12 protein-coding genes are annotated in these 15115 nt (G+C 73.6%); 5 read left to right on the top strand and 7 right to left on the bottom strand.

Features of this window, described 5'->3' with window-relative positions; genetic code table 11:
* Positions 1–71: 71 nt before the first annotated feature.
* From IE225_RS26560 to IE225_RS26545, 4 genes are read right to left on the bottom strand one after another with little or no spacing between them, the layout of a single operon-like run.
* The gene (locus tag IE225_RS26560) at positions 72–1151 is read right to left on the bottom strand and encodes a hypothetical protein (protein ID WP_190060150.1); all 1080 of its coding nucleotides are present in this window, start codon (positions 1149–1151) and stop codon (positions 72–74) included.
* Positions 1152–1183: 32 nt separating this feature from the next.
* A complete protein-coding gene (locus IE225_RS26555) occupies positions 1184–2119 on the bottom strand; it encodes an N-acetylneuraminate synthase family protein (protein ID WP_190060149.1) in 936 nt (311 codons plus the stop codon).
* A gap of 15 nt (positions 2120–2134) precedes the next feature.
* On the bottom strand, positions 2135–3502 hold the full coding sequence (locus tag IE225_RS26550) for an N-acylneuraminate cytidylyltransferase (RefSeq protein ID WP_190060148.1): 1368 nt from the start codon (positions 3500–3502) through the stop codon (positions 2135–2137).
* A gap of 59 nt (positions 3503–3561) precedes the next feature.
* Complete coding sequence (locus IE225_RS26545) at positions 3562–4896, bottom strand: DUF6716 putative glycosyltransferase (protein WP_190060147.1); 1335 nt, start codon at positions 4894–4896, stop codon at positions 3562–3564.
* A 198-nt stretch (positions 4897–5094) separates the two neighbouring features.
* Here IE225_RS26545 and IE225_RS26540 point away from each other — a divergent pair, with 198 nt between their 5' ends.
* The 3 genes from IE225_RS26540 to IE225_RS26530 all read left to right on the top strand — a co-directional run bounded on the left by IE225_RS26540 (position 5095) and on the right by IE225_RS26530 (position 8926).
* On the top strand, positions 5095–6072 hold the full coding sequence (locus tag IE225_RS26540; RefSeq protein ID WP_190060146.1) for a glycosyltransferase family 2 protein: 978 nt from the start codon (positions 5095–5097) through the stop codon (positions 6070–6072).
* The gene (locus IE225_RS26535) at positions 6069–7403 is read left to right on the top strand and encodes an alpha-2,8-polysialyltransferase family protein (RefSeq protein ID WP_190060145.1); all 1335 of its coding nucleotides are present in this window, start codon (positions 6069–6071) and stop codon (positions 7401–7403) included. The genes IE225_RS26540 and IE225_RS26535 overlap by 4 nt, the downstream gene beginning before the upstream one ends.
* Before the next feature lie 359 nt (positions 7404–7762).
* Positions 7763–8926 (top strand): acyltransferase family protein, encoded by a 1164-nt coding sequence (locus tag IE225_RS26530; protein WP_190060144.1) that lies wholly within the window; start codon positions 7763–7765, stop codon positions 8924–8926.
* A 259-nt stretch (positions 8927–9185) separates the two neighbouring features.
* Here the strand turns inward: IE225_RS26530 and IE225_RS26525 are convergent, their stop codons facing one another.
* Positions 9186–9845, bottom strand: a complete 660-nt coding sequence (locus tag IE225_RS26525; RefSeq protein WP_190060143.1) for a TetR/AcrR family transcriptional regulator C-terminal domain-containing protein — start codon at positions 9843–9845, stop codon at positions 9186–9188.
* 78 nt (positions 9846–9923) lie between these two features.
* Here IE225_RS26525 and IE225_RS26520 point away from each other — a divergent pair, with 78 nt between their 5' ends.
* Complete coding sequence (locus IE225_RS26520) at positions 9924–11342, top strand: FAD-dependent monooxygenase (protein ID WP_190060142.1); 1419 nt, start codon at positions 9924–9926, stop codon at positions 11340–11342.
* Between the two features lie 121 nt (positions 11343–11463).
* On the opposite strand, the gene IE225_RS26515 is transcribed toward IE225_RS26520, so the two are convergent.
* Both IE225_RS26515 and IE225_RS26510 read right to left on the bottom strand, forming a co-directional pair.
* Complete coding sequence (locus IE225_RS26515) at positions 11464–12063, bottom strand: Uma2 family endonuclease (RefSeq protein WP_190060141.1); 600 nt, start codon at positions 12061–12063, stop codon at positions 11464–11466.
* Between the two features lie 101 nt (positions 12064–12164).
* On the bottom strand, positions 12165–13745 hold the full coding sequence (locus tag IE225_RS26510) for an acyl-CoA mutase large subunit family protein (protein ID WP_190060140.1): 1581 nt from the start codon (positions 13743–13745) through the stop codon (positions 12165–12167).
* Between the two features lie 248 nt (positions 13746–13993).
* Between IE225_RS26510 and IE225_RS26505 the strand changes: the two genes are divergently transcribed.
* On the top strand, positions 13994–14968 hold the full coding sequence (locus tag IE225_RS26505) for a L,D-transpeptidase family protein (RefSeq protein WP_190060139.1): 975 nt from the start codon (positions 13994–13996) through the stop codon (positions 14966–14968).
* The last annotated feature ends 147 nt before the right edge of the window (positions 14969–15115 follow it).

Raw genomic sequence — 15115 nt, 5'->3', positions numbered from 1 at the left:
GTCATGCCGTGCTCACAGCCCCACGCCACGCCGTTCTCACGTCCCGCGCCACGCCGTGCTCACGGCCCGCGCTACGCCGTCCTCACCGCCGTGAGCCGGTGCACGTCCCGTGCGGTGTCCGTCACCCCCGACAGGAAGCCCTGGGCCCGCGGTGAGGCGTGGGCGGTGAGCCAGGCCGGGTCGATGTCGCAGACGGCGACGCGGACGCCGGTGCCGGCCAGGGCGAGGGGCAGGGTGTGGACGACGGTGGAGGGGAAGCTGAGGATGGTGCTCCCGACGGGGCCGCGGCGGGCGATCAGCTCCAGCGGCAGGTCGGGGCGGACGATCTCCAGGCCCGTCTCCAGGGCGAGGCGGTGCAGCTTCTCGGCGCTCTCGCGGCGGTGGGCGAAGTAGCGGGTGGCACCGTGGGCCTTGGCCAGGGCGCGGACGGCGTCCAGGTAGCGGTCGCCGTCGACGACGCCGGTCTCCACCAGGGACGTGCCGACCAGGTCGGCGCTCCTGGTGATGCGGGGCGGGCCGAAGCGGGCACGGGTCCAGGAGAAGTCGTTGGCCGTGACGGTCACGCCGGCCGGTGTCTCGTCCACCGGCATGGAGGAGAACACCTCGACGCTGCGCCGGCCGTCCGGTGTCAGGCGGCGGCGGGCCGCGGAGGAGACCGGCGCGAAGAGCAGGTCGCGGGCGCCGGGGCGGCCGCCCTTGCGGTGCCAGCGCACCAGGCGCTCGCCGCGGGCGAGCTGGGCGACGAACTCCATGGTCGCCGTGCCGTCGTCGACGACAACCAGGTCGCGGGCCCGGGTGAGGGTCAGCAGGAGCTGGACGTAGCGGGAGAACGGGTCGCCCATGACGACCCGGTCGGCCCGGCGCAGCAGCGGGGCCAGGCCGCCCGTCGTCCGCAAGGGCGCGGTGGCGCCGCCGCGGGCCTCCTCCCAGCGAACGTCGTGGCCGTCGTCGCGGGCCAGCTCGGACATGCGGCGGAGCTGGCCGCGGGTCATGGGGTCGGTGGGCGACAGGACGACGAGGGTGAGCCCCGCGCCGGGTTCCTCCTGGGCCCTGGGCGCGTGCGCGTGCGCCCACTCCAGTACGTTCAGCAGCTGTACCGGGCTCTCGACGAACGCGAGAGTGCGGGGGGTGGATCCGGCGCGGGGGCTCATCGGCGTACGACCGTCCCGTCAGTCGGCGCGGCTCAGACCGTGACCGGCTCGCCCGCGGCCGCGGCGATCTCCGCCTCGGCGACCACGCCGGCGACGCGGCGCAGCTTCTTCATCGGGCCCAGCTCGGACTCGTAGACCTTCTTCACGCCGTCGCCGAGGGCCTCCTCGATGATGCGGATGTCGCGCACCAGGCGGGCCAGGCCCTGCGGCTCGACGGAGGCGGCCTGGTCGGAGCCCCACATGGCGCGGTCGAGGGTGATGTGCCGCTCGACGAAGCAGGCGCCGAGCGCGACCGCGGCGAGCGTGGTCTGCAGGCCGGTCTCGTGGCCGGAGTAGCCGATCGGCACGTTCGGGTACTCCCGCTCCAGGGTGTTGATCACGCGCAGGTTGAGCTCCTCGGCCTTGGCCGGGTAGGTCGAGGTGGCGTGGCAGAGCAGGATGTTGTCGCTGCCGAGGACCTCCACCGCGTGGCGGATCTGCTTCGGGGTGGACATGCCGGTGGACAGGATGATCGTCTTGCCGGTGGCGCGCAGGGCGCGCAGCAGCTCGTCGTCGGTCAGGGAGGCGGAGGCCACCTTGTGGGCCGGGACGTCGAACTTCTCCAGGAAGGCGACGGCCTCGGTGTCCCACGGGGAGGCGAACCAGTCGATGCCCTTCGTGCGGCAGTACTCGTCGATGGCGCGGTACTCGTCCTCGCCGAACTCCACCCGGTGGCGGTAGTCGATGTAGGTCATGCGGCCCCAGGGGGTGTCACGCTCGATGTCCCACTGGTCGCGCGGAGTGCAGATCTCCGGGGTGCGCTTCTGGAACTTCACGGCGTCGCAGCCGGCCTCGGCGGCCGCGTCGATCAACTTGAAGGCGTTCTCGAGGTCGCCGTTGTGGTTGATGCCGATCTCGCCGGTGACGTAGACCGGGCGGCCCGGGCCGACCTCGCGGGAACCGAGCGTGCGCAGACGGGAGTTGCTCATGGCAGGTGATGTCCCTTACGTGACGGGCTGGGTGGGGGAATCGGGGGAGTCGAGGGAGGAGCCGAGGATCCAGCCGGCGATCTCCCGGATCGCGCCCTCACCACCGGGGACGGTGGTGACCGCGCGTGCGGCGCCGCGGACGGCGTCGTGGGCGCTCGCGACCGCCACGGGCCAGCCGGCGAGGGCGAAGCACGGGAGGTCGTTGACGTCGTTGCCGACGTAGAGCACGCGCTCCGGCGCGATGCCCTGCTCCTCGCACCACTGCTTGAGCGCGAGGTCCTTCCGGTCGATGCCGTGCAGCACGGGGATCCGCAGTTTCCGTGCGCGGGCCGCCACGACCGGGTTCTGTTCCGTGGACAGGATCAGCATCTTCAGGCCGCTGCGGCGCAGGGCGGCGATGCCGAGGCCGTCCCCGCGGTGCACGGAGACGAACTCCCGTCCGTCGGAGTCGATCAGCACCCGGTCGTCGGTCTGGGTGCCGTCGAAGTCGAGGACGACGGCGTCGACGTCGTCGCGGGTGGGGAGGGCGCCGGTGGGGGTCTCCCCTGCCCGAGTGAGGTCGGGAGCCTGGGGGAGGCCGGCGTCGAAGAGGGGCGCCAGGGCACGGGCGCGGGCCAGGTCGTGCGGGTCGTCGATCTCCAGCACCCGCGCGGGGTCGGTGCGGACGAGTTCGGTGCGGCCGAAGAAGCGGTGCCGGTGCTCGCGGAAGCCCGCGGCCGTCATCGCGTAGGCGGCGCCGGTCTCCAGCAGGTCCTGGGGGCGGTCCTGGCGGCGGGGGCGGAAGGACTTGTCGTGGTTGACGCCGTAGCCGCCCTCGGTGACGGTCGCGTGGGCGACCCGGGTGCCGCCGGCCGCGCCGCCGACCTGGCCGGCGGTGCGGGCCGGCTCGGCGACCCGGGGGTCGTCGGCGGCGTCGCGCCAGATGAAGCCGTGGAAGGGGGCGACGGTGACGGCGGTGTCGGCACCGTGCTCCAGGATCGCGGCGGCCACCCCGTCGACGTCCTCGCGCCTCAGGAACGGGCTGGTGCACTGCACGAGCAGCACGACGTCGACGGGCGCGCCGTGCAGGGCCTCGTGGGCGTCCAGGGCGTGCAGCACGGCGGCCTCGGAGGTGGCGGTGTCGCCGGCGAGGGCGGCCGGGCGCAGCACGACCTCGGCGCCGGCCTCGCGGGCCACGGCGGCGATGGCCCGGTCGTCGGTGGAGACCACGACGTCGGTGACCAGCCGGGCGGCCAGGCACGCGCGCACGGCGCGGGCCACCAGCGGCACGCCGCCGACGGGGGCGAGGTTCTTCGCGGGCACGCCCTTGGAGCCGCCGCGCGCGGGGATCACCGCGAGCACACGGCGTGCCGGGCTGCCGGGGCCCGCCTGCGGATCGGACATGGGGTCAACTCCTTGGGATGCGTCGGGCGCTGGGCGTGCCTGACGCGGGACGCGGGTGGTCACAGCTCTCCCATCCGGCGGATGACGGGCGCCACGCGCTGCACTCCGTGCCGGTAGGCGCCGCGGGCGGCGCGGCGCACGATCTGCCGCACCGGGCCGGGCTCCTTGTCGGCGGCGGGCGCGCCGGGCAGCGGGCTGCCGTCCGGGCCGAGGTGGTGGCGGGCGAGGATGCCGGGCAGGTAGCCGGGGGCGGTCGCCGGGGTGTAGTAGGGGGTCAGGGGCGGCAGCGCGGGCTGGGCGAGCAGCTTGGCGATGCGTTCGCGCGCCGTGTCGAAGGCGGTGGCGTACGAGCCGTCGGCGCACACGCCCTGCCGGGCCACCCACTCCGGGTCGGGCTCGGGCCGGTGCCCGGCGTCGAGCTGGTCCCAGGAGGCGAGGCAGCCGGAGCCGGTGAAGTGGTGGTTGCCGAGCGCCTCGCGGATGCCGAGGTCGGTGAGGACCACCGTGGGGATGCGGCGGTGCAGGGCCTCCAGGGCGGCCGTGGAGCTGACCGTGACGAGCAGGTCGGTGCGGTCCAGGACCTCGCCCATGTTGCCGTAGACCAGGCGGAAGTTGGGCGGCAGTTCGCCCGCCTTCTGCGCCAGCTTCTGGTACGGCAGCTCCTCGATGTGGGTGGTGTGCTCGCCCGGTCTGGAGCGCAGCTTGAGCAGCACCTCGCGCTCGGGGTGCCGGCGGGCGTGCCCGATCAGCCGCTCGAGGAGGTAGGTGCGGTCCCGGCGGGTCTCCGGGACGGAGGGCTGGGCGGCGAACACCACGGTGTAGGGGTCGTGTTCGCCGGTGTACGGGGCGCCGCCGAGGAACGGCAGCGCCACCTCGGTGACCGCCGAGGCGTCCGCACCGACTCCCTCGTAGACGGCGCGGAAACGCTCCGCGTCCTGGCGGGAGTTGGCGAGGACGAGGTCGGCGCCGTGCCGCAGCAGCAGGCCGTCGGCGAGCTTCTCGTAGACGACGCCGACATAGCCGGTGACGACGACGGGCCGCCTGTCCCGGCCCTCCCACACGCGCTTCAGGCCGTGCAGCATCGCCTGCACACCGCCGCCGACCAGGGCGAGCACGAGGACGTCGTACGCCTCCTCGCCCATGACGCGCAGGAACTCCACGCCGGTCACCTCGCGCAGAAAGTCGGCGCGGACGCCGACCTCCTGCAGCTGGCGGGCGGTGGGAGTGGCGCGGCCGCGCAGCAGGTAGCCGTCCAGGCGGATGCCCGATTCGGCGGAGGGGTCCGGGACGTCGCCGCCCGCGATGCGGTGCGCGGTGAGCGCGCCCCATTTCCACCGGGTGTCGGAATCCGCGAGAACGGCCACACGCAGGGCCTTCGTTGCACTTGCTGGCACGCCGACGACCGTAGGAATCCATTTCTAGGTACCGCCCAACCACAAGGCAACAAACGGTTAACAGCACCTCGCCGAATGGCGAATCGGGCCGGGATCGGTGCGCGGGAAGAACGGGTTCACGGCTTCGCCACGCGGTGTTCACCGCGCCTCAAACTGACGGTAAAGACGCGCGCCGGACCGGGTTTTACGGTCGTCCGCGTGGTCAAGCTCTCCGTCATCGTGCCGTTCTACAACGTGCAGCAATACGCGCCCGACACCCTGAGGAGTCTGCGGGCGAACGCACGTGAGGACTTCGAATTCATTCTCGTCGACGACTGTTCACGCGACGAGACACCGGACATCCTCGCGCGCGCGGAGCGTGAACTGCCCGGCGCGCGGTACATCAGACACGAGCGGAACGGAGGGCTGGCGACCGCGCGCAACACCGGCATCGACGCCGCGCGCGGCGAGTACCTGACGTTCCTCGACGGCGACGACTGGCTCGCCCCCGGCCACTACCCGCAACTCCTCGCCGCCATCGAGGAGCTGGGCTGCGACTTCCTGCGCACCGACCATGTGCAGTGCACCGCGCGGGCGCGCACCGTCCACCGCGTGCCGCACGGCCGGCGCGGTGTGGTGCTGAACCCGCGGGAGGCGATCCTGCCCACCGACCGCTCCACCTCCGTGGACTACGCCTACGCCTGGGCGGGCGTCTACCACCGCCGCCTGGTCGACCGGGGCCTGCTGCACTTCACGGACGGTCTGCGCACGGCCGAGGACCGGCCGTGGATCTGGCGGCTGCACCGGGAGGCGGACTCCTTCGCCGTGGTGGGACTGCTCGGCGTCTTCTACCGGCGGGGGGTGGCCTCCTCGCTCACGCAGATCGGGGACGTGCGGCAGCTCGATTTCATCCGCGCCTTCGACCAGGTCATACGGGAAACCGCCGAGGACGCCGAGGCGGCCGCACTCCTGCCGAAGGCCGTGCGCACCTATTGCGCCATCATTTCCCATCATCTGGGTTCCATCGAGAGGTTCGAGCCGGCGGTGGCACGGAAACTGAAATCGATGAGCGCCGGCGCGCTGCGGCGGATGCCGCAGGACGTCCTCGACGAGGCGCTCGACTCCATGGACGTCCAGCGCGCGACCCGGCTGCGCCGGCTGCGCCGCCGGCCCGCCGTCGCGGGGGTGGCCGCGTGACCACGCAGATCTTCCTCGCCTCCACGCTGTACGGCACCGCCACGCTCGCCGCCGCCCTCGACTCCGACTGCTTCGGCGCGGCCGACCGGCGCATCCTGCTGGTGTGCAACAACGCGGCGACGCCGGAGACGACGCCCGCGCCGAGCGAGATGCCGGGCTTCGAGCGGCTGCGCGGGCGCTTCGACGACGTGGTGTCCTGGAACGAGGTCATCGCGCCCTTCCACCCGGGCGGTTGGGCCCCGCGCCTGGACGACGTGCCGCTGTGGGAGCGGCACGTGAGGATGCTGTGGCGGCTCGGCGACGACCCGGTCGAACTGGCCGTGGAGTCGATCCAGGTCAACCCGGCGCTCGGCTTCTGCCAGATCTTCACCGGCGCGCCCGTGACCGTCTACGCCGACGGCCTGATGAGTTACGGACCCACCCGCAACAAGATCGACCCGCTGGTCGGCACCCGCGTCGACCGGCTGCTCCACCTCGACCTCGTGCCGGGCCTGAAGCCCCTGCTCCTCACCGAGTTCGGCGTCCGGCCGGAGATCGTGCCCACCGACGCCTTCCTGAAGGTGCTGGCCGAACTCGCCGACACCGGCGACGAGGTGCCGAAGGCCGACGAACCGGCCCTGCTGCTCGGGCAGTACCTCTCCGCGCTCGGCATCCTCACGCCCGAAGAGGAGGAGGACCTGCACGCGCGGATGCTGGAGGGCGCCGTCGGACTCGGCCACCGGCGGGTGGTGTTCAAGCCGCACCCCTCGGCACCGGCCCGTTTCTCGCGCGTCCTGGAGCGGCGGGCCGAGCAGCTGGGCGCCGAACTGACGGTGCTCGGCACGCCCGTCCTCGCCGAGGTTCTCTACCAGCGGATGCGGCCCGCCCTCGTCGTGGGCTGCTTCTCCACCGCCCTGCTGACCGCCTCCGCGCTCTACGGCATCCCCGTCGCCCGCACCGGCACCGAGCTGCTGCTGGAGCGCCTCACGCCGTACGAGAACAGCAACCGCGTGCCGGTGACGATCGTCGACGCGCTGCTGCCGGACCTGGCGGACCGGGCCGCGGTGGGCGAGCAGTGCCGCGGCATGACCGTGGAGCGCCTCACCGAGCTGGTCCGGGCGGTCGGCTACGCCATGCAGTCCAAGATCTACCCGGACCTGCGCCCGGACGCGGAGGCGTACCTGACCCGGCACCTGGACCAGCACACCTGGCGCTACTTCAAACGCCGCCGCCTGACCTCCCTGGCGCTGCCGGGCGGGGTTCCGGCCCAGCTCGCGTTCATCCCGCGCAACGCGACGGTGCGCCGGGTCGCGCGGCGCGCGCGGGCGCTGCGGCGGTCCGGGGGACGCTGAGCCGGGGAGCGGTCGCGTGCCTCCCCCCGGCCGCTCCCCCCGCCCGGCCGCTCCCCCCGCCCGGCCGCTCCCCGCGCCCGGCCGCTCCCCGCGCTCGACCGCTCCTTCCCCGGCTGCCTCCCTCCCCGGCCGCCTCCCTCGCCCGGCGCGTCCCGGGCCGGCCCGGCGTGTCCCGGACCGGCCCCGCGTGTCCCGGACCGGCCCGGAGCCGGCCGTTCCGCGGGCTTGCCCCAACCCGGGGCAACGTCCGGGTGAACAGGCGGGGGAGATCCCCCGAACCGTCGCCCCGCCGACCGAATTGCCGGAATTAATCGGACTAACGTCCTGCGGGTGAGCTGAGTTCCGGCGAGGGGAAGCCTGTGATCGACACGCACGAGGACGCCCGGGCGACCGCCCCGGGCGTGGTGGCCCGCACCGTCCCGCCGCCTGCCGACACCCCCCGGCCCCCGAAGCCGGAGCGCCCCGGGGGGTCCCGCCTGCGCGCGCTGGACGGGCTGCGGCTGGTGGCCGCGCTGATGGTGGCGGCCTACCACTACGGCGGCCGCGACGGCGAGGTCGCGCAGGCCTGGGGCACCTCGCCGCGGCAGCAGTTCCCCACGCTGAGCCCGTGGTTCGCCTACGGCTGCCTGGGCGTGCAGGTCTTCTTCGTGATCAGCGGCTTCGTCATCTGCAGGAGCGGCTGGGGGCGTCCGCTGCGCTCGTTCTTCGCCTCCCGCGCCGCCCGCCTGCTGCCCGCGTACTGGGCGGCGATCGTCCTGGTCACGGCCGTGTTCGCGCTGCCGGTGGTGGCGTACGAGGCGGTCTCGCCCAGCGACGCCCTGCTCAACCTGACGATGCTGCAGCAGCCGCTGGGCGCCGACCGGGTGCTCGGCGTGTGCTGGACGCTGTGGGCGGAGGTCCGCTTCTACGCCCTGTTCGCGCTGTGCGTCGTCCTGCCGGGCGCGAGCCGCCGCCGCGTCATCCTGTTCTGCGCCTGCTGGACGCTGGCGGCGGCGCTGGCGCAGGGCGCGCGGGAGCCGCTGCTCGACCTCGTGCTGATGCCCCAGTACGCGCCCTTCTTCGTCGGCGGCGTCGGCCTGTACCTCGTCCACCGCGACCACCGCGACCCCTACGCCTGGGGCATCGCGGCCGTCGGCTGGCTGGTCGGACAGCACTACGCGGTCCGGGAGTTGTGGCACGCGCCGGGTGTGCACGCCTTCTCCCACCGCAGCGCCTGGGTCATCGTCCTCATCGTCACCGCCGGCTTCCTCGCCGTCGCCGCCGTCGCGCTGGGCCGGCTGCACTGGGCGAACTGGCGCCGGCTGACGGTCGCGGGCGCGCTGACGTACCCCTTCTACCTCGTGCACGAGCACCTCGGCTGGGTCGTCATCGGCGCCCTGCACCGCGGCCTGCACCTGCCGTCGTACGCCACCTTCCTGCTGACGGTCGCGGGCATGCTGCTGCTGGCGTGGCTGCTGAACCGGTTCGTGGAGGAGCGGTTCACCCCGCTGCTGCGACGGGCGCTGGCATCGGCGCGACGGTAGCCGGGGCCGGCGGTGACCGAGGCCGGCGGCGGCTGGGACGGTGACGGGGCCGGCAGCGACCGGGCCCTGCGGCGACCGGGACCGGCGGCGGCTGGGACGGTGACCGGGCCGGCGGCGACCGGGACCGGCGGCGGCTGGGACGGTGACCGGGCCGGCGGCGACCGGGACCGGCGGCGGCTGGGACGGTGACCGGGCACTGCGGCGACCGGGACCGGCGGCGGCTGGGACGGTGACCGGGCCGGCGGCGACCGGGACCGGCTCAGGTGATGCCGTAGCGCGCCCCGATCCCGGCGATCACCAGCTCCAGCCCCTCCTCGAAGTGCCGGTCGTAGTCGGCGAAGATCTCCGCGCCGGCCGCGGCCGACAGGGGGAAGCCGGCCATGCGGCGGGCGCGTTCGTCGATGTCGTAGCCCTCGCGGCGTTCGCCGGGGAGGGGCTGGACGCCCTGCTCCTCGATGACGAAGCCGATGGTGTAGGAGTACGCCGTCGAGGTGGCGCGGACGGCCTGGGCGAGGGTGAGGCCGGCGGAGGTGAGCAGGCGCAGGTCGCCTTCCTGCTGCTCGGCGTGGTCGGTGCCGGTGAAGCGTGAGCCGCTGAAGACCCGGGCGCCGTCGCGGTAGCCGAGCAGGGCGGCGCGCAGGCCGCGGTTGGCCTTCCGCAGGCGCTCCTGCCAGGTGTCGCCGGGGTCGAGGCAGGTGCCGGCGACCATGCGGCGGTACATCTCGGTGGCCATCTCGTCGAGCAGCGCCTGCTTGTCCTTGAAGTGCCAGTACAGGGCCGGGGCCTTGACACCCAGTTCGGCGGCGATGGCACGCAGGGTCAGGCCGTCCAGGCCGGTGTCGTTCAGCAGCCTCAGGGCCGTCTGCGCGACGCGGCGGCGGTCGAGGGGGGCGCGTCGTGCTCCGCTTTCCGTGCTCACGCTGCACAGCTTGACACCTTAACGACGTTAAGGAACTCTCACACCCAAGGGAATTTAACGTCGTTAAGGAGGCTGGGTGTGGACACGGACGTGGTGATCGTGGGCGCGGGGCCGACCGGTCTGGCGCTGGGCGTCGACCTGGCCCGGCGCGGCGTCGGCGCGGTCCTGCTGGAGCGGGCGAAGACCCTGTTCCCGGGCTCGCGCGGCAAGGGCGTCCAGCCGCGCACACAGGAGGTCTTCGACGACCTCGGCGTGCTGGACGCGATCCGCGCGGCCGGCGGGCCCTACCCGGTCGGCATGCTCTGGCGGGACGGCCGACGGCTCGGCGAGCACCGGATGTTCGACCCGGCCGAGGACGACCACGGCGTGCCGTACGGCGAGCCCTGGATGGTGCCGCAGTGGCGCACCCAGGAGATCCTGCGGGCGCGGCTGGAGGAGCTGGGCGGGCGGATCGACTTCGGGCGGGAGGCCGCGGGGGTCGTCCAGGACGAGGAGGGGGTGACCGTGCACCTCGCCTCCGGCGGCGCGCTGCGCGCCCGGTACGCGGTCGCCGCCGACGGCGGCCGGTCCACCCTGCGGCGCGGCCTGGGCATCGGCATGACCGGCGAGACGGTCGACCCGGCGCCCGCCCTGGTGGCGGACGTCCGGATCACGGGCCTGGACCGGGACCACTGGCACCTCTTCCCGCCCCGCGAGGGCAGCGGCGGCGGCTTCCTCGCCCTGTGCCCGCTGGCCGGGACGGAGGAGTTCCAGCTCGTCGCGCAGTTCCCGGACGGCACCGGCCCGGACCCGTCCCCGGAGGGCATCCGCAAGCTCGTCGCCGCCCGCACCCACCTCATGTCCGGGGACGTGACCGAGGTGCGCTGGGCCTCGGAGTTCCGGCCGCGCGCGGCGCTGGCGGACCGCTTCCGGGCCGGACGCGTCCTCCTCGCCGGGGACGCGGCGCACGTGCACTCCCCGGCCGGCGGGCAGGGCCTCAACACCGGCGTCCAGGACGCCTGCAACCTGGGCTGGAAACTGGACGCGGTGCTGCGCGGAGCGGCACCGGAGGAACTGCTGGACACCTACGAGGAGGAGCGGCGGCCGGTCGCCGCGCACGTGCTCGGCCTGTCCACCGCCGTGCACCGCGGCGAGGTCCGGCGCGGCACGGCGACCACCGGGCAGCTCGGACTGCACTACCGCGCCTCCTCCCTCACCGAGGAGACCCGCCCGGCGCCGGGCCCGGTGCGGGCCGGGGACCGCGCGCCGGACGCCACCGTGGACGGCGTGCGGCTCTTCGACGCCTTCCGCGGCCCGCACTGGACGCTGCTGGCCGTCGGCACCGACGCCCCGCTGCCACCGCTCGGCGTGCCCACGGTCCGGCTCGGCGCCTGCCCGGCGTACGGCACCGGCGTGTTCCTCGTCCGCCCGGACGGCTACGTCGGCTGGGCCGGCGCCTCGGCCGAGGGACTGGTGGCGTACGCGGCCCGGGTGGGCGCCGGGCACGGCGGGAGGTGAGGTGCGGCCGTACGGAGGTATCCGCACCGGCGGCAGGGCAGTGAGCCCCGGCGGGGACGGTCGCCGGGGCTCACGAGTCCGTTCCGGGGTTTCGAGGCGTCAGCCGTCGCCACTCGAGGCGTCAGCCGTCGCCGTCGCCGTCGCCGTCGCCGTCGAGGAGGGTGTCGACGGGCAGGTCGAGGCGGACCCCGACGCACGCGGGGACGGGGACGGACCGGCCGCGCTCGAAACGCTGAGGATCGGGGTACTTGCCGTCGGCCGGGTCGGTGTAGAGGAGAACCTCGCCGTGCTTGCGGTCGGCGACGAGGTAGGCGGGGATACCGGCTCGGGCGTAGATGTCGACCTTGGTCGCCGTGTCGTTCGTCCAGTTGGAGGAGGTGACCTCCAGGACCATGCGGAAGACGTGCGGTGCGTAGCAGTTCTTTTCAACCAGGGCGTCCCGGTAGTCCGCATCGACGACCGAGAAGTCGGGCACGGCGTAATCGTCCGGCCCGGTCGGCAGCCACAAGCCGATGCCCTGTACGTACCGGACCCCCGCCCGCCTGGCGCGGACCTTCGCGAATTCCTCGATGAGCCACGTCAGCGTCTCCTGATGGGGCCCATCCGGCGGCGGTGTCACGACGATGCTCCCGTTGAGGATTTCCACCCGGTGCCCAGGCAGTTCCTCCCAGAGCCGGTCGGCGGCATCGGCAAGCGACGACTCGTGCAGCATCACAGCCATGGCACCCTCCTTCCGGGAACACCCTCCACGAGCGTAATCGGGGAGGTGCGGTTTCCGCCCCCGATCACCCGTACGGGGCAACCGCCCGGCTCACGCCCGGCTCAGAACGCGTCGCTCGGCACGTACGTGCCCCACACCTCCCGCAGCGCGTTGCACACCTCGCCCACCGTGGCCCGGGCGCGCAGGGCGTCGCGCATCGGGTACAGGACGTTGTCGGTGCCCTCGGCGGCCTTGCGCAGGGCGGACAGGGCCGCGTCCACCGCCTGCTGGTCGCGCTCGGCGCGCAGCTTGGCCAGGCGCTCGGCCTGCTGGACCTCGATGGCGGGGTCGACGCGCAGCGGCTCGTAGGGCTCCTCCTCGTCGAGCTGGAAGCGGTTGACGCCGACCACGACCCGCTCCCCGGCGTCGGTCTCCTGGGCGATGCGGTAGGCGTTGCGCTCGATCTCGCTCTTCTGGAAGCCGCGCTCGATCGCCGCGACCGCGCCGCCGAGCTCCTCGACCTTGTCCATCAGCTCCACCGCCGCGGCCTCGACCTCGTCGGTCATCTTCTCGATGACGTAGGAGCCGGCGAACGGGTCGACGGTCGCGGTCACGTCCGTCTCGTAGGCCAGCACCTGCTGGGTGCGCAGCGCCAGGCGCGCGCTCTTGTCGGTGGGCAGCGCGATGGCCTCGTCGAAGGAGTTGGTGTGCAGCGACTGGGTGCCGCCCAGCACCGCCGCCAGCGCCTGGACGGTGACCCGGACCAGGTTGACCTCCGGCTGCTGCGCGGTCAGCTGCACCCCGGCCGTCTGGGTGTGGAAGCGCAGCATCATCGACTTGGGGTTCTTCGCGCCGAACTCCTCCCGCATCACCCGCGCCCAGATCCGGCGGGCCGCGCGGAACTTGGCGACCTCCTCCAGGATCGTGGTGCGGGCCACGAAGAAGAACGACAGCCGCGGCGCGAAGTCGTCCACGTCCATGCCGGCCGCGACGGCGGTGCGCACGTACTCGATGCCGTTGGCGAGGGTGAAGGCGATCTCCTGCGCCGGGGAGGCGCCGGCCTCGGCCATGTGGTAGCCGGAGATCGAGATCGTGTTCCACTTGGGGATCTCGGCCCGGCAGTACTTGAAGATGTCGGCGATCAGCCGCAGCGACGGCTTGGGCGGGAAGATGTACGTGCCGCGCGCGATGTACTCCTTCAGCACGTCGTTCTGGATCGTGCCGGTCAGCTGGTGGGCGGAGACCCCCTGCTCCTCGGCCACCAACTGGTAGAGCAGGAGCAGCAGCGACGCCGGCGCGTTGATCGTCATCGACGTGGAGACCTTGTCCAGCGGGATGCCGTCGAACAGCACCCGCATGTCGTCCAGGGAGTCGATCGCCACGCCCACCTTGCCGACCTCGCCGTGCGCCAGCGGCGCGTCGGAGTCGTGGCCCATCTGGGTGGGCAGGTCGAAGGCGACCGACAGTCCCATCGTGCCGTTGGCGATGAGCTGCTTGTAGCGCGCGTTGGACTCCACCGCCGTGCCGAAGCCCGCGTACTGGCGCATCGTCCATGGCCGGCCCGTGTACATCGTCGGATACACACCGCGGGTGAACGGGTACTTCCCCGGCTCCCCCAGCTTGACCGCCGGGTCCCAGTCCTCGAGCGCCTCCGGCCCGTACACGGGCTCGATGGGCAGCCCGGACTCCGACTCGCGCGCCATGGTGTGCCTCCGCGTTGCTTGGTTACTGCGACACCGCAGTTACTGGCCAGTACATCGGGACCCTCGCCACGGACTGTAGCGAGGGCCGTGCGTCCGGTGGAGTGCCCCACGCTGGGACCTTGCTCACAACCATGCTGCGTGGTTCGTCACGTGTCACGCGCAGGGAAGGATGTCCAGGGGCCTCGGGGGACGGCCTGCGGCGGACGGCCGACGACCGACGGCACGGAACTGATCTGCGGGGTGGGGCGATGAACGGCGGAACGGACCGGGCGCGGGGGTGCCGGGCACGGGCGGGCGACGCGGGCCGCGCGGGCGACCGCGGCCGTACGGCGGCCACGGGGCGTGCGGCGGCCACGGGGCGTGCGCGTCGTACGGCCGCCGTCCTCGCCGCGCTCGCCGGTGCCGTGGTGCTCGCCGGGTGCACGGTCCAGGACCCGGGGACCGGGCAGGGCGGCGGGCACCGGCTGCCGGTGCGCATCGAGGTGCCGAGCGCCCAGGCCCCCACCCGGCCGGCCACCGGCACCCCGCGGGGCGGCCCGGCGGCGTCCGCGCCGGACGCACCGGACGCACCGGCCGCACCGGCCGTGCCGGCGCCGGTGCTGTGGCGGCGCGGCGACTCCGGTCGGGACGTGCGCGAGCTGCAGGCCCGGCTGCGCGAGCTGGACTGGCTCTTCGACGGGCCGACGGGGACGTACGACGACCTCACCGAGCGGGCGGTGCGCGGCTTCCAGCGCAAGCGCGGGCTGCCGCAGACCGGTGAGACGGACACCGTGACCTGGCGGCGGCTGACGCGGATGTCGCACGAGCCGGGCTACTGGGACCTGTACCGGATGGGCGGGCAACCGGCCGCGCCGCCCGACCCGCGCTGCCTGACCGGCCGCGTGCTGTGCATCAGCAAGACCAGCCGGACGCTGCGCTGGATGGTCGACGGGCGGACCCTGGCGACCATGGCGGTGCGCTTCGGCGCGCAGCCCACGCCCACCCGGGAGGGCGTCTTCCACGTGTACTTCAAGTCCCGGCACCATGTGTCGACGCTGTACCACTCCCCCATGCCGTACGCGATGTTCTTCAGCGGCGGCCAGGCGGTGCACTACTCGTACGACTTCGCGGCGCGCGGCTACGCGGGCGGCTCGCACGGCTGTGTGAACGTGCGGGACGAGGCGGCGATCGCGAGCCTCTTCACGCAGGTGAGGGTGGGCGACAAGGTCGTCGTCCACCGGTGACGCGGAGGAGGGGAGCGAAGGAAGCGAGGAGGAGAGGGGGGCGCGGGCGGGGCCGGGGGAACATGCCCCGCCCGCGCCGGTGCACGAGCCGTGGGTACGGGGGGAACCCCGGCTCCGTGCGACAGCCGATGACCAGTCGGCTCACTC

This window comes from Streptomyces echinoruber (assembly GCF_014651135.1).
Taxonomy (GTDB): domain Bacteria; phylum Actinomycetota; class Actinomycetes; order Streptomycetales; family Streptomycetaceae; genus Streptomyces; species Streptomyces echinoruber.
This window is presented reverse-complemented; position numbering and strand designations above follow the sequence as displayed.

What these genes read in the sequence shown, in the direction of transcription:
- IE225_RS26505 (WP_190060139.1), top strand. Translation starts at nt 13,994, where the DNA reads ATGAACGGCGGAACGGACCGGGCGCGGGGGTGCCGGGCACGGGCGGGC.
- IE225_RS26560 (WP_190060150.1), bottom strand. Translation starts at nt 1,151, where the DNA reads ATGAGCCCCCGCGCCGGATCCACCCCCCGCACTCTCGCGTTCGTCGAG.
- IE225_RS26555 (WP_190060149.1), bottom strand. Translation starts at nt 2,119, where the DNA reads ATGAGCAACTCCCGTCTGCGCACGCTCGGTTCCCGCGAGGTCGGCCCG.
- IE225_RS26510 (WP_190060140.1), bottom strand. Translation starts at nt 13,745, where the DNA reads ATGGCGCGCGAGTCGGAGTCCGGGCTGCCCATCGAGCCCGTGTACGGG.
- IE225_RS26515 (WP_190060141.1), bottom strand. Translation starts at nt 12,063, where the DNA reads ATGGCTGTGATGCTGCACGAGTCGTCGCTTGCCGATGCCGCCGACCGG.
- IE225_RS26550 (WP_190060148.1), bottom strand. Translation starts at nt 3,502, where the DNA reads ATGTCCGATCCGCAGGCGGGCCCCGGCAGCCCGGCACGCCGTGTGCTC.